Origin of the sequence: Uliginosibacterium sp. H1 (assembly GCF_036017065.1) — a bacterium.
Lineage (GTDB): Bacteria > Pseudomonadota > Gammaproteobacteria > Burkholderiales > Rhodocyclaceae > Uliginosibacterium.
This window is the reverse complement of the sequence record NZ_JAYXHR010000001.1, coordinates 1,571,902-1,597,036: the sequence shown is the minus strand read 5'-3', so window position 1 is coordinate 1,597,036 and position 25,135 is coordinate 1,571,902. Positions and strand designations below refer to the sequence as shown.

At 66.1% G+C, this 25,135-nt stretch carries 27 protein-coding genes and 1 tRNA gene; 20 read left to right on the top strand and 8 right to left on the bottom strand.

The window, feature by feature from the left end:
• The first annotated feature begins 1 nt into the window (after nucleotide 1).
• The 5 genes from VVD47_RS07305 to VVD47_RS07285 are packed head-to-tail and all read left to right on the top strand — an operon-like array spanning nucleotide 2 to nucleotide 6,690.
• Nucleotides 2–1,924, top strand: a complete 1,923-nt coding sequence (locus tag VVD47_RS07305) for an XrtA/PEP-CTERM system amidotransferase (RefSeq protein WP_327602743.1) — start codon at nucleotides 2–4, stop codon at nucleotides 1,922–1,924.
• A gap of 50 nt (nucleotides 1,925–1,974) precedes the next feature.
• Nucleotides 1,975–3,189, top strand: coding sequence for a TIGR04063 family PEP-CTERM/XrtA system glycosyltransferase (locus tag VVD47_RS07300; RefSeq protein ID WP_327602742.1), 1,215 nt, complete (start codon nucleotides 1,975–1,977; stop codon nucleotides 3,187–3,189).
• A 2-nt stretch (nucleotides 3,190–3,191) separates the two neighbouring features.
• Complete coding sequence (locus VVD47_RS07295; protein WP_327602741.1) at nucleotides 3,192–4,430, top strand: glycosyltransferase family 4 protein; 1,239 nt, start codon at nucleotides 3,192–3,194, stop codon at nucleotides 4,428–4,430.
• Complete coding sequence (locus tag VVD47_RS07290; protein WP_327602740.1) at nucleotides 4,427–5,731, top strand: putative O-glycosylation ligase, exosortase A system-associated; 1,305 nt, start codon at nucleotides 4,427–4,429, stop codon at nucleotides 5,729–5,731. The genes VVD47_RS07295 and VVD47_RS07290 overlap by 4 nt, the downstream gene beginning before the upstream one ends.
• The gene (locus VVD47_RS07285) at nucleotides 5,728–6,690 is read left to right on the top strand and encodes a polysaccharide deacetylase family protein (RefSeq protein WP_327602739.1); all 963 of its coding nucleotides are present in this window, start codon (nucleotides 5,728–5,730) and stop codon (nucleotides 6,688–6,690) included. The genes VVD47_RS07290 and VVD47_RS07285 overlap by 4 nt, the downstream gene beginning before the upstream one ends.
• Before the next feature lie 15 nt (nucleotides 6,691–6,705).
• Here VVD47_RS07285 and VVD47_RS07280 read toward each other — a convergent pair whose 3' ends face one another.
• Nucleotides 6,706–6,972: a hypothetical protein gene (locus VVD47_RS07280; protein WP_327602738.1), complete on the bottom strand. Its 267-nt coding sequence runs from the start codon at nucleotides 6,970–6,972 to the stop codon at nucleotides 6,706–6,708.
• Nucleotides 6,973–7,068: 96 nt separating this feature from the next.
• Between VVD47_RS07280 and VVD47_RS07275 the strand changes: the two genes are divergently transcribed.
• Nucleotides 7,069–7,545 (top strand): tetratricopeptide repeat protein, encoded by a 477-nt coding sequence (locus VVD47_RS07275; protein ID WP_327602737.1) that lies wholly within the window; start codon nucleotides 7,069–7,071, stop codon nucleotides 7,543–7,545.
• A gap of 21 nt (nucleotides 7,546–7,566) precedes the next feature.
• Here VVD47_RS07275 and VVD47_RS07270 read toward each other — a convergent pair whose 3' ends face one another.
• On the bottom strand, nucleotides 7,567–7,830 hold the full coding sequence (locus VVD47_RS07270) for a DUF4212 domain-containing protein (protein WP_327602736.1): 264 nt from the start codon (nucleotides 7,828–7,830) through the stop codon (nucleotides 7,567–7,569).
• A 165-nt stretch (nucleotides 7,831–7,995) separates the two neighbouring features.
• Here VVD47_RS07270 and VVD47_RS07265 point away from each other — a divergent pair, with 165 nt between their 5' ends.
• From VVD47_RS07265 to VVD47_RS07220, 10 genes are all read left to right on the top strand, one after another.
• Nucleotides 7,996–8,844, top strand: coding sequence for a ferritin-like domain-containing protein (locus VVD47_RS07265; RefSeq protein WP_327602735.1), 849 nt, complete (start codon nucleotides 7,996–7,998; stop codon nucleotides 8,842–8,844).
• Nucleotides 8,841–11,261 (top strand): heavy metal translocating P-type ATPase, encoded by a 2,421-nt coding sequence (locus VVD47_RS07260; RefSeq protein WP_327602734.1) that lies wholly within the window; start codon nucleotides 8,841–8,843, stop codon nucleotides 11,259–11,261. Before VVD47_RS07265 ends, VVD47_RS07260 begins: the two co-directional genes overlap by 4 nt.
• A 98-nt stretch (nucleotides 11,262–11,359) precedes the next feature.
• A complete protein-coding gene (ccoS, locus tag VVD47_RS07255; protein WP_327602733.1) occupies nucleotides 11,360–11,542 on the top strand; it encodes a cbb3-type cytochrome oxidase assembly protein CcoS in 183 nt (60 codons plus the stop codon).
• A 205-nt stretch (nucleotides 11,543–11,747) separates the two neighbouring features.
• Nucleotides 11,748–13,172, top strand: coding sequence for a cytochrome-c oxidase, cbb3-type subunit I (ccoN, locus tag VVD47_RS07250; RefSeq protein ID WP_327602732.1), 1,425 nt, complete (start codon nucleotides 11,748–11,750; stop codon nucleotides 13,170–13,172).
• Between the two features lie 13 nt (nucleotides 13,173–13,185).
• Entirely contained in the window at nucleotides 13,186–13,797 is a 612-nt protein-coding gene (gene ccoO, locus VVD47_RS07245; protein ID WP_327602731.1) for a cytochrome-c oxidase, cbb3-type subunit II, read from the top strand.
• Nucleotides 13,798–13,804: 7 nt separating this feature from the next.
• The gene (locus VVD47_RS07240) at nucleotides 13,805–13,996 is read left to right on the top strand and encodes a cbb3-type cytochrome oxidase subunit 3 (RefSeq protein WP_327602730.1); all 192 of its coding nucleotides are present in this window, start codon (nucleotides 13,805–13,807) and stop codon (nucleotides 13,994–13,996) included.
• Between the two features lie 5 nt (nucleotides 13,997–14,001).
• Nucleotides 14,002–14,901 carry a cytochrome-c oxidase, cbb3-type subunit III gene (gene ccoP / locus VVD47_RS07235; RefSeq protein WP_327602729.1) on the top strand — a complete coding sequence of 300 codons (900 nt, stop codon included), beginning with the start codon at nucleotides 14,002–14,004 and terminating at the stop codon, nucleotides 14,899–14,901.
• Between the two features lie 18 nt (nucleotides 14,902–14,919).
• Complete coding sequence (ccoG, locus tag VVD47_RS07230) at nucleotides 14,920–16,362, top strand: cytochrome c oxidase accessory protein CcoG (RefSeq protein ID WP_327602728.1); 1,443 nt, start codon at nucleotides 14,920–14,922, stop codon at nucleotides 16,360–16,362.
• Nucleotides 16,363–16,427: 65 nt separating this feature from the next.
• The gene (locus VVD47_RS07225; protein ID WP_327602727.1) at nucleotides 16,428–16,973 is read left to right on the top strand and encodes a FixH family protein; all 546 of its coding nucleotides are present in this window, start codon (nucleotides 16,428–16,430) and stop codon (nucleotides 16,971–16,973) included.
• Nucleotides 16,974–17,047: 74 nt separating this feature from the next.
• On the top strand, nucleotides 17,048–17,281 hold the full coding sequence (locus tag VVD47_RS07220; RefSeq protein WP_327602726.1) for a hypothetical protein: 234 nt from the start codon (nucleotides 17,048–17,050) through the stop codon (nucleotides 17,279–17,281).
• Between the two features lie 30 nt (nucleotides 17,282–17,311).
• Here the strand turns inward: VVD47_RS07220 and VVD47_RS07215 are convergent, their stop codons facing one another.
• Both VVD47_RS07215 and fnr read right to left on the bottom strand, forming a co-directional pair.
• Nucleotides 17,312–17,755: a universal stress protein gene (locus VVD47_RS07215; RefSeq protein WP_327602725.1), complete on the bottom strand. Its 444-nt coding sequence runs from the start codon at nucleotides 17,753–17,755 to the stop codon at nucleotides 17,312–17,314.
• Nucleotides 17,756–18,110: 355 nt separating this feature from the next.
• Complete coding sequence (gene fnr / locus VVD47_RS07210; RefSeq protein WP_327603198.1) at nucleotides 18,111–18,812, bottom strand: fumarate/nitrate reduction transcriptional regulator Fnr; 702 nt, start codon at nucleotides 18,810–18,812, stop codon at nucleotides 18,111–18,113.
• Nucleotides 18,813–18,957: 145 nt separating this feature from the next.
• Here fnr and VVD47_RS07205 point away from each other — a divergent pair, with 145 nt between their 5' ends.
• The 3 genes from VVD47_RS07205 (at nucleotide 18,958) to VVD47_RS07195 (ending at nucleotide 20,054) form a co-directional block, all read left to right on the top strand.
• On the top strand, nucleotides 18,958–19,719 hold the full coding sequence (locus tag VVD47_RS07205) for a sulfite exporter TauE/SafE family protein (protein WP_327602724.1): 762 nt from the start codon (nucleotides 18,958–18,960) through the stop codon (nucleotides 19,717–19,719).
• A complete protein-coding gene (locus VVD47_RS07200) occupies nucleotides 19,716–19,916 on the top strand; it encodes a heavy-metal-associated domain-containing protein (RefSeq protein ID WP_327602723.1) in 201 nt (66 codons plus the stop codon). Before VVD47_RS07205 ends, VVD47_RS07200 begins: the two co-directional genes overlap by 4 nt.
• 62 nt (nucleotides 19,917–19,978) lie before the next feature.
• Nucleotides 19,979–20,054: transfer RNA gene (locus tag VVD47_RS07195), tRNA-Thr, on the top strand.
• 176 nt (nucleotides 20,055–20,230) lie between these two features.
• Here VVD47_RS07195 and VVD47_RS07190 read toward each other — a convergent pair.
• On the bottom strand, nucleotides 20,231–20,629 hold the full coding sequence (locus tag VVD47_RS07190) for an HU family DNA-binding protein (protein ID WP_327602722.1): 399 nt from the start codon (nucleotides 20,627–20,629) through the stop codon (nucleotides 20,231–20,233).
• A gap of 266 nt (nucleotides 20,630–20,895) precedes the next feature.
• Between VVD47_RS07190 and VVD47_RS07185 the strand changes: the two genes are divergently transcribed.
• Complete coding sequence (locus VVD47_RS07185) at nucleotides 20,896–21,216, top strand: HU family DNA-binding protein (RefSeq protein ID WP_327603197.1); 321 nt, start codon at nucleotides 20,896–20,898, stop codon at nucleotides 21,214–21,216.
• Between the two features lie 122 nt (nucleotides 21,217–21,338).
• On the opposite strand, the gene VVD47_RS07180 is transcribed toward VVD47_RS07185, so the two are convergent.
• The 3 genes from VVD47_RS07180 to VVD47_RS07170 are packed head-to-tail and all read right to left on the bottom strand — an operon-like array spanning nucleotide 21,339 to nucleotide 25,124.
• On the bottom strand, nucleotides 21,339–22,952 hold the full coding sequence (locus VVD47_RS07180) for an ABC transporter ATP-binding protein (protein WP_327602721.1): 1,614 nt from the start codon (nucleotides 22,950–22,952) through the stop codon (nucleotides 21,339–21,341).
• A complete protein-coding gene (locus tag VVD47_RS07175) occupies nucleotides 22,949–24,079 on the bottom strand; it encodes an ABC transporter permease (RefSeq protein ID WP_327602720.1) in 1,131 nt (376 codons plus the stop codon). The genes VVD47_RS07180 and VVD47_RS07175 overlap by 4 nt, the downstream gene beginning before the upstream one ends.
• 1 nt (nucleotide 24,080) lies before the next feature.
• Complete coding sequence (locus tag VVD47_RS07170; RefSeq protein ID WP_327602719.1) at nucleotides 24,081–25,124, bottom strand: microcin C ABC transporter permease YejB; 1,044 nt, start codon at nucleotides 25,122–25,124, stop codon at nucleotides 24,081–24,083.
• Nucleotides 25,125–25,135 lie beyond the last annotated feature (11 nt).

The window sequence follows — 25,135 nt, the reverse complement described above, 5'->3', positions numbered from 1 at the left end:
CATGTGTGGCATCGCCGGACTTTTCGATCTGCGTGGCCGTCGCGACTTTCCGCGCGACCTGGTGGAGCGCATGAATACCGTGCAGTTCCACCGCGGCCCCGATGAAGGGGGCTTCCATTTCGAGCCTGGCGTGGCACTGGCGCACCGCCGCCTGTCGATCATCGACCTGTCCACCGGGCAGCAGCCGCTGGCTAACGAGGATGGCTCCGTCATCGTCGTCTTCAACGGCGAGATCTACAACTTCCAGGAGCTGGTGCCGGAACTGCAGGCGCTCGGCCATGTCTTCCGCACGCACAGCGATACCGAAGTGATCGTGCATGCCTGGGAGCAGTGGGGCGAGGATTGCGTGCGTCGCTTCCGCGGCATGTTCGCGTTTGCACTGTGGGATCGCAATCGCGACACGCTGTTCCTCGCGCGTGATCGCCTCGGCGTGAAGCCGCTGTTCTACGCGTTGCTCGCCGACGGCCAGTTCCTGTTCGGGTCGGAGCTGAAGGTGCTGATGGCGCATCCGTCGCTGCCGCGCGAGATCGAGCCGCAGGCCATCGAAGAGTACTTCGCGCTCGGCTACGTGCCGGAGCCACGCAGCATCTACAAGGCTGCGCTCAAGCTGCCGCCGGGCCACACGCTGACCCTGCGCCGCGGCCAGCCGATGCCGGCGACGCGCGAGTACTGGGATGTCCGTTTTACGCTGAGCAACCCGATGAGCATGGAGGACGCCTGCGACGAACTGCTGGCGCGCCTGCGCGAATCGGTACGCCTGCGCATGATCGCCGAAGTGCCGCTGGGTGCCTTCCTGTCCGGTGGCGTGGACTCCAGCGCGGTGGTGGCGACCATGGCCGGCATTTCCGCCACGCCGGTCAACACCTGTTCGATCTCCTTCGACGATCCGGCCTACGACGAGGGCGCCTATGCGCGCGAAGTGGCGCAGCGCTACGGCACCAACCACTTCGTGGAGACGGTGGCGAGCGACGACTTCGATCTCATCGATACCCTGGCGCGTCTCTACGACGAACCCTATGCCGACAGCTCGGCGATGCCTACCTACCGTGTCTGCCAGCTTGCCCGCAAGCGGGTCACCGTGGCCTTGTCCGGTGATGGCGGCGACGAGGCCATGGGCGGTTACCGACGCTACCGTCTGCACGCGATGGAAGAGCGCGCCCGCAACATGCTGCCGCTGTCGCTGCGCCGGCCGCTGTTCGGTACGCTCGGCAAGCTGTATCCCAAGGCCGACTGGGCGCCGCGCGTGTTCCGCGCCAAGACCACTTTCGAAGGCCTGTCGCGTGACGCGGTGGAGGGCTACTTCCACAGCGTATCCATCCTGCGTGACCCCATGCGCGCGCGCCTGTTCTCGTCATCGCTGAAGAAGGAACTGGCGGGTTACAACGCGGTGGAGGTTTTCCGCCATCACGCGGCACGCGCCGGTACCGATGACGCGCTGGCGCTGGTGCAGTACATCGACATGAAGACCTATCTGGTCGGTGACATCAACACCAAGGTGGACCGCGCATCGATGGCGCATTCGCTGGAAGTGCGCGAGCCGCTGATGGATCACCCGCTGGTCGAATGGCTGGCGACCTTGCCGTCCTCGCTGAAGCTGCAGGGCCAGCAGGGCAAGCTGTTGTTCAAACGGGCGCTGGAACCGCAGCTCTCGCAGGAGATCCTGTACCGTCCGAAGATGGGTTTCGCGGTGCCGCTGTCGCGCTGGTTCCGCGGCCCCCTGCGCGAACGGGTGCGCAACAGCCTGCTGGGCGACACGCTGGCCGGCTCCGGCCTGTTCGACCGCAGCTACCTGGAGCACCTGGTGTCGGCCCACCAGGCCGGCACGCGTGATTACAGCGCACCGATCTGGACGCTGCTGATGTTCGAGGCCTTCCTGGCGCAATCGCAAGGCATCGCCACGGCGCCCGAACTCGCCGCCGCCTGATGCCCGTCCGCATAGCCACCGCCAACACGCCACGCCAAGAGTCACGCTGAATGCGCATCCTGCACATCCTCGATCACTCCATCCCGCTGCACAGCGGCTACACCTTCCGCACCGCGGCCATCCTGCGCGAGCAGCGCGCCCTCGGTTGGGAGACGCATCACCTCACGTCGCCGAAGCAGGAGAAGTGCAGCGTACGCGAGGAGGAAGTGGATGGCCTGCGTTTCCATCGCACCTGGCCTTTCACGCCGAAGCGGACGCTGCCGGTGCTGCGCGAGTGGGAACAGATGCAGGCGACGACGCAGCGCCTGGAGGAACTCGCGCGCCAGCTCAAGCCGGATGCCCTGCATGCGCATTCGCCGGTGCTCGATGCGATTCCCGCCATCCGTGTCGGCCGCAAGCTCGGCATCCCCGTCGTATATGAAGTGCGTGCCTTCTGGGAGGACGCCGCGGTCGACCACGGCACCAGCAAGGAGTGGGGCCTGCGTTACCGCGCCACCCGCGCGCTGGAAACCTGGGCGCTGAAGAATGCCGATCACGTCACCACGATCTGCGAGGGCCTGCGCAGCGACATCGTCGCGCGCGGCATCGATGCAGCGAAAGTGACGGTGATTCCGAACGCGGTCGACGTCGAAACCTTCACGCCCAGCGGTCCGCCGGATGCGGACCTGAAGCGTGCACTCGGGCTCGAAGGCTGCGCGGTGGTCGGCTTCATCGGCTCGTTCTACGCCTACGAAGGTCTGGACCTGCTGGTCACCGCCATGCCGGCGATTCTCGCTGCACGTCCTGATGCCCGCCTGCTGATGGTGGGCGGCGGCTTCCAGGACGCGGCGCTGAAAGAGCAGGTGGCGCGCCTGGGCATTGCCGACAAGGTGGTGTTCACCGGCCGCGTGCCGCACGCTGACGTGCAGCGCTATTACGACCTGGTCGACGTGCTGGCCTACCCACGCCACAGCATGCGACTGACCGAGCTGGTCACACCGCTGAAGCCGCTGGAGGCGATGGCGCAACAACGCGTCTTCGTGGCGTCCGATGTCGGCGGCCACAAGGAACTGATCCGCGATGGGGACACCGGCGTGCTGTTCAAGGCCGGCAGTGCGGCGGCACTGGCCGACGCCGTATTGCGCCTGCTCAACGCACCGGAGCGCTGGGAGGCGCTGCGCAGCGCCGGCCGTGCTTTCGTCGAGAACGAACGCAACTGGCGCAACAGCGTCAGCCGCTACGGTCACGTCTACGCGGACGCACAGGCCCGCGCCGGGAGCCGCTGACAGTGAGCACCGGCCGCAAACTGCGCACGCTGCTGTTCTCGACCCTGTACCCGTCGTCGGTGCGGCCGACGCACGGCATCTTCGTCGAAACCCGCCTGCGCGAGCTGCTGGCGTCCGGTGAAGTGGAAACCCGCGTGGTGGCACCGGTACCCTGGTTTCCGTCACGCGATCCGCGTTTCGGTGATCGCGCCCGCATGGCTGCGACGCCGCATGCTGAAACCTACAACGGCATCGAGGTGCTGCATCCCCGTTACCTGCTGGCGCCGAAGGTGGGCATGACCACCGCGCCGCTGACGCTGGCGCTCGGTGCCCGCGCGTCCGTGGCGAAGCTGCTTGCCGACGGCTACGACTTCGACGTCATCGACGCCCACTACTATTACCCGGATGGCATTGCCGCCGCATTGCTGGCACGCTGGTTCAACAAGCCGCTGGTCATCACCGCGCGCGGTACGGATCTCAACCTGATTCCGCAGTACGCGCTGCCGCGCCGCATGATCCGCTGGGCCGCTGGCCAGGCGCAGGGTTCGATCGGGGTGTGTGGCGCGTTGATGGATGTCTTGCGTGACATGGGCGTGCCCCCGGCCAGGCTGCACGTCATGCGCAACGGGGTGGACCTGCAGCGCTTCCGCCCCGTGCCGCAGCACGAAGCACGCGCCGCACTGGGTCTGCCCGCTGACGGCCGCCTGGTCCTGTCGGTGGGGCATCTCGTGGAACGCAAGGGGCATCACGTTGCGATCGATGCGCTGAAGAGCCTGCCCGCCGATGTCAGCCTGTGCATCGTGGGCGAAGGCGAGGAGCGCCAGGCGCTGGAGGCCCGCATCGCGGCCGCCGGCCTCGGTGGCCGGGCGAAGTTGATCGGCGCCGTGCCGAATGCCCGGCTCTACCAGTGGTACAGCGCGGCCGACGTGCTGGTGCTGGCCTCAAGCCGCGAAGGCTGGGCCAATGTGCTGCTGGAGAGCATGGCCTGTGGCACGCCCGTGGTGGCGACCCGGATCTGGGGCACCCCGGAGGTCGTGCAGGACGATGTGGCCGGGCGGCTGGTCGCGGAGCGCGAAGGTGCCGCTTTTGCCCGGACGATCGAGGCCTTGCTGCTGTCTGGCATCGACCGTCCGGCGGTACGCCGATACGCGGAAGGCTTCTCCTGGGAAGCGACTACCCGCGCGCAACTGCAGCTGTTCCAGGATATTGCGGCAGGTCGCAAGCGGGCTACCCGACAGCCGCTGACAGGAGCCACGACATGACCGACCTGATCATCCTCGGTCTGGTGGGCGCCTGTGCGCTCGTGTCGTTGCGTCACCCGTGGATCGGCGTTCTCGGCTGGACCTGGATCAGCCTGATGAACCCGCACCGGCTGGGATGGCGTACCCAGGAAATGCCCGTCGCGCTGATCATCGCGGCCTGTCTGCTGCTGGGCTTCCTGCTCACCAAGGATCGCCGCAATCCGCTGCCGGGGCCTTCGGCCTGGATGCTGCTGCTGTTCATGGTGTGGATGTGCATCACCTTCCCGTTCTCGTTCTTCCCCGACGCGGCATACTCGATGTGGGACCGCGTCATGAAGATCGACTTCATGGTGCTGGTGGCGCTGTCCCTCATCTACAAGCGTTCGCAAATCATTGCGCTGACCGGCGTGGCGGTGGCCTCGCTGGCCTTCTACGGCGTCAAGGGCGGCATCTTCACCATCCTCACCGGTGGCAACCACCGCGTATGGGGGCCGATGGAATCTTTCATCGAGGGGAACAATGAACTGGCTCTCGCGCTCATCGTGACCATCCCCTTGATGCGCTTCCTGCAGACCCAGCTCAAGCGACCCTGGGAGCGTCATGCGATGACCGGGGCGATGCTGTTGTGCGCTGCCTCCGCCATCGGTAGCCACTCGCGCGGCGCCTTCGTTGCGATCGCCGCCATGGGCGCCATGATGTGGTGGCGCGGCAAGCACAAGTTCATGTTCGGCCTGCTGCTGGTCGTTGGTGCCGCGGCGGTGATGATGCTGATGCCCGAGCACTACTGGGAGCGCATGAACACCATCAAGACCTACGAAGAGGACGGTTCGGCGCTGGGGCGGATCAACGCGTGGTGGATGGCCTTCAACCTTGCCAACGACAACTTCTTCGGTGGCGGGTATGCGATCTACAACGTGTCGGTCTTCATGCGCTACGCGCCGGATCCACTCGACGTCAAGGCTGCGCACAGCATCTACTTCCAGGTGCTGGGCGAGCATGGCTGGATCGGTTTCACGCTGTTCATGCTGATGTGGCTGTTCACCTGGCGGGACGCCGGGTGGCTGCGCAAGCACGCGGCTGGCAGGCCGGAAACCGAGTGGGCCGCCACGCTGGGGGCGATGAGCCAGGTCGCGCTGGTGGGCTACGCGGTGGGGGGCGCGTTCCTCAGCCTGGCCTACTTCGACCTGCCCTATAACATCCTCATCCTGACGGCCGCGGCGCGTCGCTGGATGGTCAAGCGTGGCTGGGAGGCGGAAGCCGAGGAGGCCGAAGCCCGCAATGCCGAAAAGGCAAAGAAGAAATCCGGAATGGTGACGACATGATCCGCAACCTGACCGGGCTGCTGGCCCCGGCGGGTGACCGCGCCCGTCTTTCCATCCTCATCCTCCACCGCGTGTGCCCGCAGCCGGACCCGCTGTTTCCCGGCGAGATCCACGCGCGCAGCTTCGATGCCATGCTGCGCTGGGTGAAGGACTGGTACAGCGTGCTGCCTTTGCCGGAAGCGGTGGAGCGGCTGCGCGCAGGCACGCTGCCGGCGCGCGCGCTCGCCATCACCTTCGACGATGGTTACGAGGACAACCACTCGGTGGCCTTGCCCATCCTCAGGCAGCACGGCCTGACGGCGACATTCTTCGTCGCCACCGGCTTCCTGAACGGTGGGCGCATGTGGAATGACGGCCTCATCGAATCCATGCGCACGGCACCCGGCGGCGAACTGGATCTCGGCCAGTGGGGCCGTCATCGCCTGGACGACGCAGCTTCGCGCAGTCGCGCGGCGCTGGCGCTCATCGGCCGCATCAAGTACCTGGAACCCGAAGCCCGGCAGGCTGCGGTGGAAGAGGTGGCGCAGCGCAGCCGCGCGACGCTGCCGGGCAACCTGATGATGACCGACGCCCAGGTGGCCGACCTGCACCGGCAGGGCATGACGGTCGGGGCGCATACCTGCAGCCATCCCATCCTGGCACGGCTGGACGATGCGGCCGCGCGCGAAGAGATTGCGCAAGGGCGTGCGATGCTGCAAGACATCATCGGTGCCCGCGTCGGCCTGTTTGCCTATCCCAACGGCAAGCCGGGCGAAGACTACCTTGGGCAGCACGTGCGGATGGTGCGTGAGCTCGGTTTCGATGCGGCGGTGTCCACCGCCTGGGGCGCTTCGCAGGCTGGCGACGACGTGCTGCAGTTGCGCCGCTTTACCCCTTGGGATCGCAGCCGGCTCAAGTTCGGCGTGCGCATGCTGCGCAATCTCGCGAAGCCTGCCCCCACCCCGCTGATGGCTGCCTGACGACGGCCGTTGCGGCTACAGGGCGTGACGCAGGAAGGCCAGGCCCAGCCAGGCCCACATCAATACGAAGAACGTCACCACCGGTACATGCCGGTCGCTGATCGCCCGTGGCAGTGCCGCGCGCATCGCCCTGACCGGGGGTGATGCGATCAGGCGCAGGAGCTGGTAGATGACATTGTCGTCCCGGCGCGCACCCGCCAGCAGGTACAACGCCCCCTGGCCGAGCAACGCCAGGCCGGCCACCTCCACCAGAATGCGCAGGATGCTGATCAGGAGGTCCATGCCGGCCACTTCACGTAGAACCTCATACACGCTCGCGCTGGACAAAGAACCCGCCTATTGTAGGCAGCCTCTCCACTTTCCGAAGGAACGTCCGTCGTGAGCATTGCCGTCGCCCTGGGCCGCCAGCGAGCCCGCCTGCTTGAAGCGATCGGCCTGCGCAGGCTCGCCGCCCACGCCTGGGGCGAGGTGCTGCTGATCGATCCGCAGAACCTGGAGGCAGCCCTGCGCCTTGGACACATCGCGCTGGCAAGGGGGAAGGAAGAGGAGGCCCTGGGCTGGTTCACACGCGCTACGCGACAGGCGGAAGACAGTGCCGAAGCCTGGCATGGCGTGGGTATCTGCCAGGCTGCTTCGGGTGCGCATGCCGAAGCCATAGCTGCCCTGGTGCGCGCGCTGGCGTTGCGGCCGGACGATGGCGAGCTGCTGCGGCAACTTGCCCTCGCGCAACACCACGCAGGGCAGGGTGATGCCTTCGGCATCACGCTTGCAAGGCTGGAGCAGGTCGATGCATCGCAGGCCCGCTTGCTGCGGGATGAACTGGCGGAGGCCACGCGCGGGGAAGCGTCATCCTGACGTGGCGTCGGACTCGCGGGTTCAGGCCGCGTTGTCGTCGGTGCCGAACTCGCGGTCCAGGCGGTTCATGTACCGCGCGTAGAAACCGATGATCAGCACGTAGACCACCAGGGCGCCCTGGGCGCCCATGTAGAAGCCGAGCGGAAACCCGAAGATGACGATGTGGTTGAGCTCGCGCGCGTAGTACGAGGCCACGAAGGTCACCGCGAACCAGATGGTCAGCAGCACGGCGGTGACGCGGAGGTTCCTTCGCCAATAGGTATGGTGCTTGAGCGTGGTCGGCATGGCGCGGCTTCCCGGGCGAGGCTTGGGGCGGGCAGGTGGGCGGGCAGGTGGGCGGCCGGACAGCGGGTGCCGCTGCGGCATAATGGCGACAAGCCCGGGGCGCGGCAAGTCCGGCCCGGTGTCACATCGTGTGCGTGATGAAGACCCGGGCGTCCCTGCCAGACCATGCAAGTCCAGAACTCCCCCTCACTGCAGCCTTCCGCTCCGCTCGATGCTGGCGTCGAGACGGCGGCATTGCGCGCCTTGCTGTGCGAGCAACCGGCAGAGAAATGCCTGCAGGTGGAGGCGTTGTCCCAGGCCTGGCACCGCGGTGAACTGGCGAGCCGGCCGCCGGCGGAGCATGTCCGCCTGCCGGTTCCCGGACGGCCACAGAAGCCTGCACTGGTTGCCGCCGATGCGGTGCCGCGCCGCAGCCCGCACACACGCGAAGGCCACGCCGCGCTGCTGCATGCCGTGGCGCACATCGAGTTCAATGCGATCAATCTCGCGCTCGATTGCGTGTATCGCTTCAGCGCGTGTGGCCGCGAGTTCATCGACGACTGGCTGCGCGTGGCACTGGAGGAGAGCCAGCACTACCGCCTGCTGGCCGCGCGCCTTGCCGAACTCGGCCATGCGTACGGGGACTTTGATGCGCACAACGGCTTGTGGGAAATGGCGGTGAAGACCGACCACGACCTGCTGGCCCGCATGGCGCTGGTGCCGCGGCTGCTCGAAGCGCGCGGACTGGACGCCACCCCACCGATACAGGCCAAGCTGCAATCCATCAAGGACAGCGCCAGCCTGGCCATCCTCGACATCATCCTGCGCGACGAGATCGGTCACGTGGCCATCGGTGACCGTTGGTTCCGCGCTGCCTGCAACGCGCGTGGCCTCGAACCGGAAGCCGCCTTCCGCATGCTGCTCAGCGAGTACGCGGCGCCGACGCCGCGTCCGCCATTCAACCGGGATGCGCGGCGCAAGGCCGGTTTCTCCGACTCCGAGCTGGACGTCTTCGAGCAGGGCTGGCGCCGGTGAGCGCTGCCGGAACCTGCTACCACTGTGGTCTGCCGGTACCCGCGGGCAGCACCTGGCAGGCGATGGTGGAGGGCAGCATGCGGCCGATGTGTTGCGCCGGGTGCCAGGCCGTTGCCGAGACCATTGTCGCGAGCGGCATGTCCGACTACTACCGCCAGCGCAGTGCGCTGCCGGAGTCGCCGGCGGACGCCGCCTTGCCCGACGAGCTGTCGCTCTATGACAGACGGGAATTCCGCGAAGGCTTCGTGCGTGAGCCGGTTCCCGGAGAGTGCGAGGCCGATCTCGTGCTGGAAGGCATCACCTGCGCAGCCTGCGTGTGGCTCAACGAGCGCACGCTCGCCGGCCTGCCCGGCATGCGCGCGGTCCACGTCAACTACGCGACGCGCCGCGCGCGGGTGCGCTGGAAGGACGGCGACGCAGCCGGCGAGCAGCGCCTCTCTGCCATTCTCGCGGCCGTGGCGCGCATCGGCTACCGCGCCTGGCCCTACGACCCGCAGGACGCGGAAGGCATTGCGAAGCGCGAGCGGCGCGAGGCGCTATGGCGCCTGTTCATCGCTGGCTTCGGCATGATGCAGGTGATGATGTATGCCTACCCGGCCTACATCGCTGGCGACGGCGAGCTGTCGGATACCGCGGCCGCCATCATGCGCTGGGCCAGCCTCATCCTCACCCTGCCGGTGGTGCTGTACTCGGCGGCGCCTTTCTTCAGGCGCGCCTGGCGAGACGTGTGGATGCTGCGACTCGGCATGGACGTGCCGGTCGCGCTGGGCATCGGCGCTGCCTTCGTCGCCAGCCTGTGGTCGACCCTGAGCGGCTCAGGGGAGGTGTACTACGACTCGGTGACGATGTTCGTGTTCTTCCTGCTCGCCGGGCGCTATGCCGAAATGCTGGCGCGTCAGCGCGCGCAGCGCGGTGCCGAAGCCTTGGCGCGTGCGGTGCCGGCGTTCGCGCGGCGCGTCGACGGGCAGGGCGAGGTGCACCAGGTGCCCGTTGCCGTGCTCGCGGTGGGCGACGAAATCAGCGTGTGGCCGGGCGAGACGATCGTCGTCGATGGCGTGGTGGTGGAGGGCGCCAGCGAGGTGGACGAAGCCTGGCTCAGCGGCGAGAGCCGTCTGCTGCCGAGGGCCGTGGGCGACGCCGTGCTGTGCGGCAGCGTCAACAGCGCCAGCCCGTTGCGTATCCGGGCGACAGGGGTCGGTGACCAGACACGCTTGTCCACCATCCGTCGCCTGATCGAGCGTGCGGCGATGGAGCGGCCTCGCGTAGTGCAACAGGCCGAGCGCGTGGCCGGCGTATTCGTCGCCAGCGTGCTGCTGCTCGCCGCGGCCGCCTTTGCCTGGTGGTGGCAGCACGATGCGGGGCGCGCCCTGTGGGTCGCCGTATCGGTCCTGGTGGTCAGCTGCCCCTGTGCCTTGTCGCTGGCGACACCGGCGGCGCTCACCGTCGCCATCGAGGCGATGCGCCGGCACGGCCTGCTGGTCACGCGTGCGCACGCCATCGAGACGCTGGGCCGTGCAGGGCATTTCGCCTTCGACAAGACCGGCACGCTCAGCGATGGGGCGATGCACCTGCGCGGCCTGTCCTGCGCACCGGGTGTCATGCAGGCCGATGCCCTGGCCATCGCCGCGGCGCTGGAGCGTGATGCTGGCCATGCCATCGCCGCGGCGATCATCGAGGCGGCACCGGCTGCGCGGCCCGCGGTGGAGGATCTGCGGGCGGTGGCAGGGCAGGGCGTGGTGGCGCGCATCGCCGGCCGCCTGCATGCCATCGGTCGCGCCGGTTTCGTGCAGGCACAAACGGGATTGACCGAGCCTGCACCGTGGATGCCGTCCGGTGGCAGCGAGGTGCTGCTCGCCAGCGAGGAGGGCTGGATCGCGGCATTCGATGTCGGTGATGCCATGCGCCCGGACGCGCCGGCGCTCGTCGCGCAGTTGCGCACGGAGGGGGGTGGCATGTCGGTGTTCAGCGGCGATGCCGTGGCCCCGGTGAATGCACTGGCGCAACGGCTCGGCATCGCCGACGCGCGCGCTGCGATGTTGCCCGAGGACAAGCAGGCAGCCGTGCGGAGCTTGCAGAATGCAGGCAAGGTGGTGGCGATGATCGGGGACGGCGTCAATGACGCGCCGGTGCTCGCCACCGCCGATGTGTCCGTCGCGATGGCAGGTGGCACGGCCCTGGCACGGCAGCAGGCCGACATCGTATTGCTGCAGGACAGCCTGGCGCGGCTGGGCGAGGGCCGTGTGCTGGCGCGCCGCACGTTGCGCGTCATCCGCCAGAACCTGGGCTGGGCGGCGGCCTACAACCTGCTGTCGATTCCCGCGGCCATGGCGGGCTGGGTGACGCCCTGGATGGCGGGGCTCGGCATGGGCCTGAGTTCCTTGCTGGTGGTGCTCAACGCCCTGCGCCTGTCGCGCTGAACCTCGCGTCGGAAACGCTTTCTCACGCACACTCCCCGTCATCGCGCAGGGCTCTTGTCCTTGCGGCCAATGCGCCCGCCATCGCGGAAGAAGCCATCGTGGAAGAAAGCCTCTACATACTGATTCCCATTTCCATCCTGCTGGTGTTCGCCATCGGCGCGGTGTTCTGGTGGTGCCTGCGCAGCGGCCAGTTCGACGACATGGAAGGGCCGGCCTGGCGCATGCTGAACGATGACGATCGGCCACCGGAGAGTCCGCCGGATCGTCCGGAAGACCGATAAGCGGGGCTTGCCAGTGGCATTTCGACCAGCAACGACCAGATGTGTTTGCTAGAATTTTTCGTGAGACTTCGCGTCGTTTGATCCTCGTCAAATGGCGCGGGGTTTGCTTCCGGTAGTCTCGCGCCCGCTATCCGCCGGCCGCCGTGGCAGGCTGGATCGCGCACGGCTCTGGTGGCGTCCGTCATCACCAACACTGAGGCGATACATGCAGACACAGGCGACGTACGACTACCAGGTAGTGCGGCAGTTTTCCGTGATGACAGTGATCTGGGGCATCGTCGGCATGGCCGTCGGCGTGTTCATCGCTGCCCAACTCGTGTGGCCCGAGTTGAACGTCGCGGAGTGGCTGCACTTCGGCCGCCTGCGCCCCCTGCATACCAACGCGGTGATCTTCGCTTTCGGCGGTTGTGCGCTGATGGGCACGTCCTACTACGTCGTCCAGCGCACCAGCCATACCTCGCTGTTCCTGCCCTGGCTGGCCAGTTTCACCTTCTGGGGCTGGCAGCTGGTCATCGTGCTGGCGGCCATCACGCTGCCGCTGGGGCTCACCAGCGGCAAGGAATACGCCGAGCTGGAATGGCCGATCGACGTCCTGATCGCCGTGGTTTGGGTGTCGTATGCCGTCGTCTTCTTCGGCACCATCGCCAAACGCAAGACGCCGCACATCTACGTGGCCAACTGGTTCTACGGGGCCTTCATCATCGCGGTGGCGCTGCTCCACATCGTCAACTCGGCAGCCATGCCGGTCGGCCTGTGGAAGAGCTACTCGGCCTACGCCGGCGTGCAGGATGCGATGATCCAGTGGTGGTACGGCCACAACGCGGTGGGCTTCTTCCTGACCGCGGGCTTCCTCGGGATCATGTATTACTTCGTGCCCAAGCAGGTGGGCCGCCCGGTGTATTCCTACCGCCTGTCGGTGGTGCACTTCTGGGCGCTGATCTTCACCTACATGTGGGCCGGCCCGCACCACCTGCACTACACGGCGCTGCCGGACTGGACGCAGTCGCTGGGCATGGCCTTCTCGCTGATCCTGCTGGCGCCGAGCTGGGGCGGCATGATCAACGGCATCATGACCCTGTCGGGTGCCTGGGACAAACTGCGCACCGACCCGATCCTCAAGTTCCTCATCACCGCGCTGTCCTTCTACGGCATGTCGACCTTCGAAGGTCCGATGATGTCGATCAAGACGGTCAACGCGCTATCGCACTACACCGACTGGACCATCGGCCACGTGCACTCCGGCGCGCTGGGCTGGGTGGCGATGATCTCCATCGGCGCCATCTACTACCTGCTGCCGCGCCTGTACGGCAAGCAGGAGATGTACTCGGTGCGTCTCATCACGGCGCACTTCTGGATCGCCACCATCGGCATCGTGCTGTACATCGCCTCGATGTGGATTGCTGGCGTCATGCAGGGCCTGATGTGGCGCGCCACCAACCCGGACGGCACGCTGACGTATTCCTTCGTCGAGAGCGTGAAGGCCAGCTATCCCTTCTGGACCGTTCGCCTGCTGGGCGGCGTCCTCTTCCTCGCCGGGATGTTCATCATGGCCTACAACATGTTCCGCACCATGTGGAGCGGCAAGCCCTTCAACGCGCCGGTACTGGCGCCTACGGCAGCAGCCCACTGAGGAGCGCGTCCGCATGAAGCTGAACAACGAAATCATCGAACGCCACGTCGGCTGGCTCATCGTCCTGACCCTGCTGGTCATCAGCGTCGGCGGCCTGGTCGAAATCGTGCCGCTGTTCTTCCAGCAATCCACCACGACGCCGGTGGAAGGGGTGAAGCCCTACGACCCCGTGCGCCTCGTCGGTCGCGATATCTACGTGCGCGAGGGCTGCTACAACTGCCACTCGCAGATGATCCGTCCCTTCCGTGCGGAGACCGAACGCTACGGTCACTACTCGGTGGCTGGAGAGTTCGTCTATGACCGTCCGTTCCAGTGGGGCTCCAAGCGCACCGGACCGGACCTCGCGCGCGTCGGTGGCCGTTACTCCGACACCTGGCAGCGCATGCACCTGATCAACCCGCGTGACGTGGTGCCGGAATCCAACATGCCGGCCTTCCCGTGGCTGCAGCGCCCGGTGAATGCGGACGACATCGAGAGCAAGCTGCGGGCATTGCGGACCCTGGGCGTGCCGTATTCGGACGCCGACATCGCGGGCGCCGCGAAGCAGCTGGAAGGCGTGAGCGAGCTCGACGCCATTGTGGCCTACCTGCAGGGCCTTGGCACCGCAGTCAAGAGCACGCGCTGAGCCGGCCATGGAGCAGAACATCCTGCGCAGCCTGCTGACCTTGCTGGGCTTCATCTGCTTCGTGGCGATCGCGGTGTGGGCCTACAGCCGTGGTGCCCAGCGCGGTTTCCGCGAGGCGGAGATGCTGCCTTTCGACGACGACAAAGCGGAGGCCACCCATTCCGGCCAGCCGCACAACGAACCCCGTAACGAGGGCTGAACACCATGAGTGATTTCGTCAGCGAGTTCTGGCACTACTACGTCGCGGGTCTCACCATCCTGAGCCTGCTCTACTGCGCGTGGGTGCTGGCCTCCAACATGACCCGGCGCAAGGCGGGCCCGGTGGAGCTGCACGGTCATGTCTGGGATGAAGACCTGCAGGAGTACAACAACCCGCTGCCGCGCTGGTGGCTGTACCTGTTCTGGCTCACGCTGATCTTCTCGCTGGGCTACTTCCTGCTGTACCCCGCGCTGGGCACCAGTGCCGGGCGGCTGGGCTGGACATCGAAGGGCGAGTACGAGGCCGAGATGGCACGCGCCGCCGAGCGCTACGACCCGATCTTCGACAAGTACCTGAAGCAGGACCTGCAGGCGGTGGCCGCCGATCCCGAGGCCCAGGCGATGGGCCAGCGATTGTTCCTGACCTATTGCGCGCAATGTCATGGCGCCGACGCACGCGGCTCGCGCGGCTTCCCCAACCTGGCGGATGGCGACTGGCTGCATGGCGGCACTCCCGAGGCGATCAAGACCACCATCACCCAGGGCCGCACCGGCGTGATGCCGCCGCTGGGCGCAGCGCTGGGTGGCGAGGGCACCAAGGACGTCGCCAACTACGTGCGTTCGCTGTCCGGCCTGGCGCATGACTCGCTGCGCGCCCAGCGCGGGCGCGAGTTGTTCGCGCAGAACTGCGTGGCCTGTCACGGCGCGGATGGCAAGGGCAACGTCGCGTTGGGTGCGCCCAACCTGAGCGATCGGACCTGGCTCTACGGCTCTTCCGAGGCCGTCATCATCGAGACGATCAGCAAGGGCCGCCAGAACCAGATGCCTGCCTTCCATGACCTGCTGGGCGACAGCAAGGTGCACCTGCTCTCCGCCTACGTCCTCAGCCTGTCCAGACAGCAGTAAGCAGCGGGGGCACCGCTCATGAGCGAGGACTCAGCCAGCACCAAGCCGCGCATCCGCGCCAAGGCGCGGGTGGTGCCGATCGTTGCCGCCGACGACTCGCTGTACGAGGTGCGGCAGAAGGTGTACCCGCGTGCGGTGAGCGGCATCTTCGCGCGCTGGCGCTGGGCGCTGGTGTGGATCACCCAGCTGCTCTACTACGGCCTGTGCTGGTTGCCGTGGAACGACCGCCAAGCGGTGCTGTTCCATCTGGTCGAGCGCAAGTTCTACATCTTCGGCTGGGTGTTCTGGCCGCAGGACGTCTTCTACCTTGCCGTCCTGCTGATCATCTCCGCGTTCTCCCTGTTCCTGTTCACCGCGGTGGCCGGGCGGCTGTGGTGCGGCTATGCGTGTCCGCAGACGGTCTATACCGAGATCTTCATGTGGATCGAGGAGAAGATCGAAGGCGACCGCGCGCGGCGCATGAAGCTCGACGCCGCACCGCCCTCGGCGCGCAAGTTCGCCATCAAGGGCGCCAAGTATGGTGCCTGGGGCGCGGTGTCGCTGTGGACCGGCATCACCTTCGTCGGTTACTTCACGCCGATCCGCGAACTGCTGCAGGCGATGTTCCAGTTCGACATCGGCGGCTGGGAACTCTTCTGGGCATTGTTCTACGGCGGCTTCACCTACCTGATGGCGGGTGTGATGCGCGAGCAGGTGTGCAAGTACATGTGCCCCTATGCGCGCTTCCAGAGCGTGATGTTCGATGCCGACACGCTGACCATCACCTACGACACGTTGCGCGGCGAACCGCGCGGTTCGCGCCGCAAGGGCGAGGACCATCGCGCGGCGGGCAAGGGGGATTGCGTGGACTGCGGCATCTGCGTGCAGGTGTGCCCGACCGGCATCGACATCCGCAACGGCCTGCAGATCGAGTGCATCGGTTGCGCGGCCTGCATCGACGCCTGTGACCAGGTCATGGACAAGATGAACTATCCGCCAGGCCTGATCCGCTACTCCACCGAGAACGCGATCCGCCAGAAGTGGGACGGCAAGGCGATCCTGCGTCACGTGCTGCGCCCGCGCGTGCTGATCTACGGCACTGCACTGCTCATCCTCTGCGTGGCGTTCCTGTGGTCGCTGTCCACGCGCTCCGTGCTGAGGGTGGACGTCATCAAGGATCGCCGCACGCTGGCGCGCGAAGTGGAAGGCGAGTTCATCGAGAACGTCTACACGCTGCAGATGATGAACATGGCCGAGCGCGCGCAACGCTTCGGCATACAGGTGTCCGGCATCGACGGCGCACGCATCGATGGCACCAGCGAGGTGAGCATGGAACCGGAGCAGAACCGCAGCCTGACCCTGCGTGTGCGTACCCCGATGGACGCGGCACCAAAGGGCTCGCATGCGATCTACTTCGAGGTGAAAGGCCTGGATGACCCGGACCTGCACGCCCGTGAGAAATCCGTCTTCACCATGCCCTGACCGTCACTTCAGAAGAACCTATAAAAAAAGCGTCGCCCACAAACAGCCACCACGACTACCCGCCCATGAATGCGCCCGCCCACCGCCTCGATCGAGACGCCCACCCTTGGTGGCATTACCCCTGGCCCTGGATCCTCTTCGGCATTCCGGCGCTGACGATGGTGGCCGGCATCATCACCTTCGTCATCGCTGCGAACGGCACCGATGGCGTGGTGGCCGAGGACTATTACAAGCAGGGGCTGACCATCAACCGCACCCTGGCGCGTGGCCGCATGGCAGCCGACATGGGGCTGGCGGCGGAACTGGTGGGGGAGGGCGCAGGTGTGCGCGTGCAGCTGTCCGGCCGCGAGGGCCTGCAACTGCCGGCGGCCATCGACCTGACGCTGGCCCATCCGACGCGAGGGGGACAGGACCGGCGCATCACTTTCGTGCGCACGACGGCGCAGGACGGCGGGGGCGTTTATCGTCTTCAGGATGGCGCAGCGCTCGACGGGCTGGCGACGGGTCGCTGGCATGTCATCATCGAAGACGCAACACATGCATGGCGGCTGGATGGCAACCTGGTCTGGCCCCTGCAACAAGCACTGCGCATCGACGCAGCCAGCCGGTGATGCCCTGACAGCTACACCCCTCCGCTGCACGCGGAAGGACACGCTTCCGCCACGCGCGGAAAAGGAGACGCGGGATGAAACTGGTACTGGTGTTGTGGCCGTCCTTCTTCGTCGCCGGCCTGGCCGAAGCGCTCTTCTTCACCCTGGTCAACCCGCAGGAGTTGTACCTCCTGGGCCAGCCGGTCGAGTGGTCACCGCTGGCGACCTACTCCCTGGGTTTCTTCGCGTTCTGGTTGATCTGCGCGGCATCGAGCCTGGCCACCGTCTTCCTGTCCAGGCCCCTGTACGAGAACGGTCCGGCGGCCTAGCCGGCCGCCGGTATGAGTGCCGGCCGGCTGCTAGCGATAGACCAGCACCGGCGTCTTGCAGTGGGTCAGCACCTTGTGGGTTTCGGAGCCGATCAGCAGGCCTGCGAGCCCGCGTCGTCCGTGCGACGCCATGAACACCAGGTCGCACTGGCGTTGCTCCGCCACGTGCACGATGACCTGCCAGGGACGGTCGCTCACCTCGGTGTGGGTGTCGACCGATACCTCATGCAGGGTTACCCGCATGGCAGCCTCCCGCAGCACTTTCTCCGCCAGTTCGGCTGCGCCCCGCAGGTAGTCATCGCGATGCTCCGGCGCGATCAATGCGCCTTCCCCCACGATGGGTTGGGGATAGTCAGGCTGGACATACAGCAAGGTGACGCGGGCGCCGAGCGAGCGGGCCAGCATGCAGGCCTGGTCGATGGCGTCGGAAGACAGCTCGCTGCCGTCGGTGGGAACGAGGATGTGCTTGTACATGTTGCCCTCCTTGTCGTGGTACCGCGCGGTCCGGAACAGGGTCCGCCGCATGTGGCACGGACCGTCCGCCTTCTATGAACATAGACCAGCGTGGTCGGCCCATCCTGACGCAAGTCAACGCCAGTGCGGCGTAGGACTGCGCTGAAAGCGGGATGTGCCAGCGGTGCATGCGCGCAGCAAGCGCTGCGGGTCTACCGTCCATGCGCGGTGCTGCGGTGTCAGGTGGCTACGCGGCGGTGCTACACGCCACTCGATGAGCATGCATGGCGATGTCATTCCGCCTGCTGCGTGCCAATCTCTGACTGTCGTCGCCGGCCGTTGCGGCCGGCGACTCGGTGGATGCCACTCAGGAGACTCAGGTGTTGGTGCCGTGATCGAGCAGGTCGTGCAGGCCCTGTCCGTTGAGGATGCGGATGTGCTTGTGCTGCACGCCGATCAGGCCTTCGGCATCGAACTTCGACAGCGTGCGGCTCACGGTTTCCAGCTTGAGGCCGAGGTAGGAGCCGATTTCCTCGCGCGTCATGCGCAGGTGGAACTCCGACGCGGAGTAGCCGCGCGCCTTCATGCGCGTGGACAGGTTGAGCAGGAACGCGGCAATGCGTTCTTCCGCCTTCATCGAGCCGAGCAGCACCATCAGGCCCTGGTCGCGCACGATCTCGCGACTCATGAACTTGTGGAACTGGTGCTGTAGCGAAGGTACTTCGCGCGACAGGGTTTCGAGGTTCTCGTAGGGGATGATGCAGACCTCGCTGTCTTCCAGCGCGGTGGCATTGCAGACGTGGGTGTCGGTGCTGATGCCATCCATGCCGAGGATTTCGCCCGCCATCTGGAAGCCGGTCACCTGCTCCTGGCCTTCGTCGCCGATCAGGTCGGTCTTGAAGAAGCCAGTGCGCACGGCGTAGATCGCGGTGAAGGTGTCACCCGCGCGGTACAGGTGTTCGCCGCGCTTGATCTTGCGACGCGCGACGATCTGGTCCAACTTGTGGAGGTCCTGGTCTTCGAGGCCGACCGCGATGCACAGTTCGCGCATGTTGCACTGGGAGCATGCCGCGCGCATGGTGGTTGGGGTGATCGAGAAAAATGTCTTGTGTTCCACTGCAGAACCCCTGTTGATCATCATCAAAGGTGATTATCGCGCTTTCTGCGCGACGTTTGGAGGCCGGCGAAGATGTTCTACACTTGCGCCGACTCAGCCCTTCGCCATGTTCGATTCCGGCTACATCGCGGTCTTCCTTGTCGGCCTGCTTGGCGGCACCCACTGTGCGGGCATGTGCGGCGGCATCGTGGCCGCCATGGGCGCACGCCAGCCCGCGTCACGCGCGCGCTGGCCCATCCACCTCGGCTATAACCTGGGCCGTATCGCTACCTATACGTTGCTCGGATGCCTGCTGGGCGCAATCGGTTCCGCCGGCCTGCTTTTCAACGACCTGCTGCCCGTCCAGATCGGCCTGTACGTCGCCGCGAACCTGATGCTGGTCGCGCTGGGCCTCTACCTCCTCGGCTTCACCCGCGTCCTGGCCTGGCCGGAGCGGCTCGGTCACCGGTTGTGGCAGCGCCTGCGCCCCTGGGTGTCGCGGCGCGGCATGCAGCCCGGCAGCTTCGTCAGCGCATGGCCGACCGGCATGCTGTGGGGCTTCCTGCCCTGCGGCATGGTCTACAGCGTGCTGGGCACCGCGCTGGTCAGCGGCTCGGCCCTGAACGGTGCCGGACTCATGCTGGCGTTCGGCCTGGGCACCTTGCCCAACCTGCTGCTGGCCGGCATGCTGATGCTGCGCTTCAGGCAATTCATGCAGGGACGCGCCCTGCGCATCGTCAGCGGACTGCTGGTGCTCGGCTTCGGCATATGGGGTCTGTGGCACGCCCGGACGCTGGGTGGTGAGCTGTGGCAAGGCGTGATCTGCACACCGGAGGAATCGACATGGCACTGGATATGGCATCAGATCGGGCAGCACTCGAAACATTGACCCTCCCGGTACAGGGCATGACCTGTGGCGGTTGCTCGGCCGCCGTCACACGTGTGCTGAGCGGTCTGCCCGGCGTCGCCGAAGTCACGGTCTCCTTGCCGCAAGCCCAGGCCACCGTGCGTTTCGATCCGGAAAAGGTGGGCGCAGCACAGCTCGCCGCGGCCGTGCGCGATGCAGGCTACGAGGTGCCGGCCTGACGGGAAAGACTGTTGCCGAGCTTGCCTGAGGGCAGGGTGGCAGGTAAAATCCGCGCCTCTTCGCTGCTGTAGCTCAGTCGGTAGAGCAACTGATTCGTAATCAGTAGGTCACCAGTTCGATTCCGGTCAGCAGCACCAGCTTCAGGAAAAAGGCCCGCGCAAGCGGGCCTTTTTCTTTGTCGCCGGATTGGCGTCGCGTGTTTAGCGCTAGTGGTTTACCGCGAGTGGTGGCCACGCCACGCATCGTTCGCAAACCCCCGCGCAAAACAAAAACGGCCCGCTCAGGCGGGCCGTTTTCTTGCAGGCTGATGCGATCAGGCTGCGCCGTCCTTCAGCTTCTTCAGTGCGCGGGCCTTGATGCGCACCGTTGCCGGCTTGGCATCGAACCAGCGCTCTTCACCCGTGAACGGGTCCTTGCCGAAGCGCTTCTTCTTGGCGGGCACTTGTTGCACGCCGATCTTCAGCAGGCCGGGCAGCGTGAATTCGCCAGCACCCTTCTTGTGGATGGCGCCCAGGATGGTCGCTTCCAGCGCGGCCAGCACGGCCTTGGCGGCCTTGGGCTCGACGCCGGCAGCGGTTGCCAGGTGAGTCGCCAGGCCAGCCTTGGTGAAGGTGTCCTTGATCGGCTTGATGGCGGCCGGCGCGGCCTTTGCGGCAGGGGCCTTCTTGGCGGGCGCAGCCTTGGCTGCGGGCTTCTTGGTGGCCTTGGCCACAGGAGCTTTTACTGCTTTCTTGGTGGTTGCCATAAGTATCCAGAAAGTAAGAAAAGAAAGATCGCCTCTGCTGTCAGAAACGTTGCAGCGTGCACAGCAAGTTGCGCGCTGGCGTGATTCTAGCGGGCAGATGCCTTCCGGTGTCCAGCCAATTCCTTCTGTCCTTCATATGCTGATGAAAAAGCGATAGATGGCCCCACCGGCCGAATGCTGTGTAATCATTGCGCCACAGCGCGGCGGGGTTGCCGGTGCTGACATGCGCTCAAATCACTACAGGAACACTCATGAACAAATCTGAACTGGTGGCAGCGATTGCTGAGAAGACCAACCAATCCAAGACTGCTTCGGGCGAGTTCCTCGATGCGGCCATCGCCGCGATCGAAGAGGCTGTGTCCGGTGGCGACACCGTGACCCTCGTGGGCTTCGGTACCTTCAAGGCTGCTGCTCGCGCCGCACGCGAAGGCAAGAATCCGAAGACCGGCGAAAAGATCAAGATCGCCGCGACCACCGTGCCGCGTTTCACCGCTGGCGCCGGTTTCAAGACCGCGGTGGCTTCCGGCAAGGCCAAGAAGGCCGTCAAGAAGTAAGCATTCTTCCGGGTGGCCGCGCATGACGAATGCGAGTGGGCCACAGGCAGAAAAGCAAAAGGCCCGCGTTTCGCGGGCTTTTTGCTTTTGTGGGTGCAGGCAGCGTGTCCAACGCTTGCGCATCAGTCGGCGATGCTGGCCAGCAGTTCGCGCGTGTAGTCGACGCGTGGCGTGCCCAGCACTTCATCCACGCTGCCGGCTTCCAGTACCTCACCCTGTTTCATCACCAGCACGCGATGCGCCATCGCGCGCACCACTTCGATGTCGTGCGTGACCAGCACGTAGGACAGCCGGTACTTGCGCTGCAACTCGGCGAGCAGGCGCAGCACCTGCTGCTGGATGGTCACGTCCAGCGCGCTGGTCGGTTCGTCCAGCACCAGGATGTCAGGGCGCAGGATCAGCACCCGTGCAATCGCGATGCGCTGGCGCTGCCCGCCGGAAAACGCATGCGGATAGCGGGCCAGCAGCGGTTCGATCTGGCCGTTCTCCGACAGGCCGACATCGTGCAGCGCCTGCAGGATGCGTTCGCGTCGCTCCAGTTTCGACAGTGTGGGTTCATGTACCTCCAGCCCCTCGCCGACGATCTGCTCGACGGTCATGCGTGGCGACAGCGACGACAGCGGATCCTGGAACACCACCTGCACCCGGCGGCGCAATTGCCGGCGTTGCTCGCGTGACAGGTCATTCCACGCCTGGCCATGCACCCGTATGTCGCCGCTGGAAGGCAACAGGCTGAGCAGGGCCAGCGCGAGCGTCGTCTTGCCGGAACCGGATTCGCCGATGACGCCGAGCGTCTCGCCGGGCGAGAGTTTGAAGCTGGCCGATTGCACCGCAGTGAAGCGGTCCTTGCCGAACCAGCCACGGATGCCGGGGCGGCTCACCGGGTAGTCGACGCGCACCTTGCTGGCTTCCAGCACGATGCCGTCACCGGGCGGGCCGACTTCGCGTTGCGGCCGGCTGTCGATCAGCTTGCGGGTGTAGGGGTGCTGTGGGCGCTGCATCACCTCGGCGACGGGACCCTGTTCGACCAGCACGCCGTGCTCCATCACCGCCACCTTGTCGGCGAAGCGGCGCACCAGGTTGAGGTCGTGGGTGATGATCAACACGGCGAGCTTGCGCTCGGCGCGCAGGCGGTCCAGCAGGTCGAGGATCTGGCGGCGGATGCTGACGTCCAGCGCGGTGGTGGGCTCGTCGGCGATCAGCAGCTTGGGTTCGCAGGCGAGTGCCATGGCGATCATCGCGCGCTGGCGCTGGCCGCCGGAAAGCTGGTGCGGGTAGCTGTCCAGCCGGCGCTGAGGCTCCGGCATGCCGACCTCGCGCAGTGCGGCGATGGCCTGCTCGGTGGCCTGCGCACGCGACAGCGGCCGGTGCAGTTGCAGCGCCTCGATGATCTGCGCGCCGATGCTCATCACCGGGTTCAGCGCCGTCATCGGCTCCTGGAACACCATCGCGATGTCATTGCCGCGCAGGCCTTGCAGTTCGCTTTGCGACAGGCTGGTGACCTCGCGGCCATCGAAGCGGATGCTGCCGTCGAGGCGCGCGTTTTCCAGCAGGCGCAGCACCGACAGCGCGGTGACGCTCTTGCCCGATCCGGACTCGCCGACCAGGGCCAGCTTCTCGCCGGCAGCGATGCTGAAGGAGGCGCGGTCGACCACGCGGCGTTCGCCGAAGGCGATGGACAGCTCGCGGACTTCCAGCAGCGGAGAGGTCTGCGGGGATGGGCCGGCTGCGCTCATGCTGCGTCCCCCTTCAGTTCCTTGCGCGGGTCCAGCGCGTCGCGCAGGGCGTCGCCGATCAGCACCAGCAGCAGCAGGGTGACGACCAGTACGACGAAGGTGGATAGCGATATCCACCAGGCATCCAGGTTGTTCTTGCCCTGCGACAGCAGCTCGCCGAGGCTGGGCGTGTCCGGCGGCACGCCGAGGCCGAGGAAGTCCAGGCTGGTCAGCGCGCCGATGGCAGCCGTCATCTCGAAGGGCACCAAGGTGACGACCGGCGTCAGGCTGTTGGGCAGGATGTGGCGGAAGATCGTGATGCGATCGCTCTGCCCGAGCGCGCGGGCGGCACGCACGTAGTCCAGCGTGCGGTTGCGCAGGAATTCCGCGCGCACGTAGGCGGCGATGCCCAGCCAGCCGAAGGCTGCGATCAGCACGATGAGCAGGCCGAAGCTGGGCGCGAACAGCGCGGAGAAGATGATCAGCATGTAGAGCTGCGGCATCGATCCCCAGATTTCCGCGCCGCGCTCCATGGCGATGTCGGTCCAGCCGGCGAAGTAGCCCTGGATGGCACCGTAGAGCACGCCGGCCACGGTGCACAGCCCGGCCACCACCACCGCGAAGAACACCGACAGGCGGAAGCCGTAGAGCAGGCGCGCCAGCAGGTCGCGGCCACGGTCGTCGGTGCCCAGCCAGTTTTCCGCGGTGGGTGGTGCCGGGTTCGGTTCGGTGGCGAAGTAGTTGATCGTGCTGTGGTGGTAGGGGTTGGGCGGGAACACTGCGAAGTTGCTGCCCTTCGCCAGCTGCTCGCGGATGAAGGGGTCGTGGTAGTCGGTCGGTGTTTCGAAGTCGCCGTCGAATTCCGTCTCGGGCAGGGTCTGCACGATGGGGAAATACCAGCGGCCTTCATAGCGCACCACCAGTGGCTTGTCGTTGGACAGCACTTCGGCGAAGACGCTGATCAGCACCAGCACGCTGAACAGCAGCAGGCTGAAGTAGCCGAGGCGGTTGGCGCGGAAGCGACGCCAGGCACGGCGCCAGGGGCCGAGGGTGACGGTGCTGGAAAGAGGGGAGGGCGTCGGGGATGCGGACATCGAAGGTGTCATCGCGATGGCGTCGGGGGTGGCGTGCCTGGCAGCGTCGGTCATCTCAGTCGTACCTCACGCGCGGGTCGACCCACACGTAGGCCAGGTCGCGGATCAGCGTGGTGACGAGTCCGATCAGCGTGAACAGGAACAGGCTGCCCAGCACCACCGGGTAGTCGCGGCGGATGGCGGATTCATACGACAGCAGGCCGAGGCCATCCAGCGAGAACAGCGTTTCGATGAGCAGCGAGCCGGAGAAGAAGGCCCCGACGAAGGCCGCCGGGAAGCCGGTCATGATGGGGATCAGGGCGTTGCGAAACACGTGCCGCCAAAGCACCGTGCGGTCCGGCAGGCCCTTGGCGCGCGCGGTCAGCACGTACTGCTTGCGGATCTCCTCCAGCACCGAGTTCTTGGTCATCAGCGTGATGACCGCGAAGCTGCCCATGACCATCGCGGTCACCGGCAGGATGATGTGCCACAGGTAGTCCAGCAGCTTGCCCATCATCGTGAGCTCGTCCCAGTTCGCCGAAGTGAGGCCGCGCAGCGGGAACCACTGCACGAAGCTGCCGCCAGCGAACAGCACCATCAGCACCACGCCCAGCACGAAGCTGGGAATCGCGTAGCCCAGCAGCATCAGCAGGGTGGTGCCGGTGTCGAAGCGGGTGCCGGCGCGCACCGCCTTGGCAATGCCCAGCGGCACCGAGATCAGGTAGGTGAGCAGGAAGGTCCACAGCCCCAGCGTGATGGACACCGGCAGCTTCTCCAGGATCAGTTCCCACACATCCTTGTTGTGATAGAAGCTCTTGCCCAGGTCGAAGCGGGCGAACTGGCCGAGCATCTGCAGGTAACGCTCGCCGGCCGGCTTGTCGAAGCCGTAGAGCTTCCTGATCTCTTCCACCTGCGCCGCGTCCACGCCCTGGCGGCCACGGTAGTCGGCGCCTCCGCCTGCACCCGCTGCTTCACCGCCGGCATTGCGGCCCTGCAGTTGCGACACCATCTGCTCCACCGGGCCGCCGGGCACGAACTGGATGACCACGAAGGTGATGGTGAGGATGCCCAGCAGCGTGGGAATCATCAGCAACAGGCGTTTGAGGATGTAGGCCCACATGGTGTGTCGTC

Excerpts from the sequence above, each read along its gene's own strand:
- VVD47_RS07305 (WP_327602743.1), top strand. The coding sequence starts at position 2 with ATGTGTGGCATCGCCGGACTTTTCGATCTGCGTGGCCGTCGCGACTTT.
- VVD47_RS07300 (WP_327602742.1), top strand. The coding sequence starts at position 1,975 with ATGCGCATCCTGCACATCCTCGATCACTCCATCCCGCTGCACAGCGGC.
- VVD47_RS07290 (WP_327602740.1), top strand. The coding sequence starts at position 4,427 with ATGACCGACCTGATCATCCTCGGTCTGGTGGGCGCCTGTGCGCTCGTG.
- VVD47_RS07285 (WP_327602739.1), top strand. The coding sequence starts at position 5,728 with ATGATCCGCAACCTGACCGGGCTGCTGGCCCCGGCGGGTGACCGCGCC.
- VVD47_RS07280 (WP_327602738.1), bottom strand. The coding sequence starts at position 6,972 with ATGGACCTCCTGATCAGCATCCTGCGCATTCTGGTGGAGGTGGCCGGC.
- VVD47_RS07270 (WP_327602736.1), bottom strand. The coding sequence starts at position 7,830 with ATGCCGACCACGCTCAAGCACCATACCTATTGGCGAAGGAACCTCCGC.
- VVD47_RS07265 (WP_327602735.1), top strand. The coding sequence starts at position 7,996 with ATGCAAGTCCAGAACTCCCCCTCACTGCAGCCTTCCGCTCCGCTCGAT.
- ccoN (WP_327602732.1), top strand. The coding sequence starts at position 11,748 with ATGCAGACACAGGCGACGTACGACTACCAGGTAGTGCGGCAGTTTTCC.
- ccoO (WP_327602731.1), top strand. The coding sequence starts at position 13,186 with ATGAAGCTGAACAACGAAATCATCGAACGCCACGTCGGCTGGCTCATC.
- VVD47_RS07240 (WP_327602730.1), top strand. The coding sequence starts at position 13,805 with ATGGAGCAGAACATCCTGCGCAGCCTGCTGACCTTGCTGGGCTTCATC.
- ccoP (WP_327602729.1), top strand. The coding sequence starts at position 14,002 with ATGAGTGATTTCGTCAGCGAGTTCTGGCACTACTACGTCGCGGGTCTC.
- ccoG (WP_327602728.1), top strand. The coding sequence starts at position 14,920 with ATGAGCGAGGACTCAGCCAGCACCAAGCCGCGCATCCGCGCCAAGGCG.
- VVD47_RS07225 (WP_327602727.1), top strand. The coding sequence starts at position 16,428 with ATGAATGCGCCCGCCCACCGCCTCGATCGAGACGCCCACCCTTGGTGG.
- VVD47_RS07220 (WP_327602726.1), top strand. The coding sequence starts at position 17,048 with ATGAAACTGGTACTGGTGTTGTGGCCGTCCTTCTTCGTCGCCGGCCTG.
- VVD47_RS07215 (WP_327602725.1), bottom strand. The coding sequence starts at position 17,755 with ATGTACAAGCACATCCTCGTTCCCACCGACGGCAGCGAGCTGTCTTCC.
- fnr (WP_327603198.1), bottom strand. The coding sequence starts at position 18,812 with ATGCGCGCGGCATGCTCCCAGTGCAACATGCGCGAACTGTGCATCGCG.
- VVD47_RS07205 (WP_327602724.1), top strand. The coding sequence starts at position 18,958 with ATGTTCGATTCCGGCTACATCGCGGTCTTCCTTGTCGGCCTGCTTGGC.
- VVD47_RS07180 (WP_327602721.1), bottom strand. The coding sequence starts at position 22,952 with ATGAGCGCAGCCGGCCCATCCCCGCAGACCTCTCCGCTGCTGGAAGTC.
- VVD47_RS07175 (WP_327602720.1), bottom strand. The coding sequence starts at position 24,079 with ATGACCGACGCTGCCAGGCACGCCACCCCCGACGCCATCGCGATGACA.
- VVD47_RS07170 (WP_327602719.1), bottom strand. The coding sequence starts at position 25,124 with ATGTGGGCCTACATCCTCAAACGCCTGTTGCTGATGATTCCCACGCTG.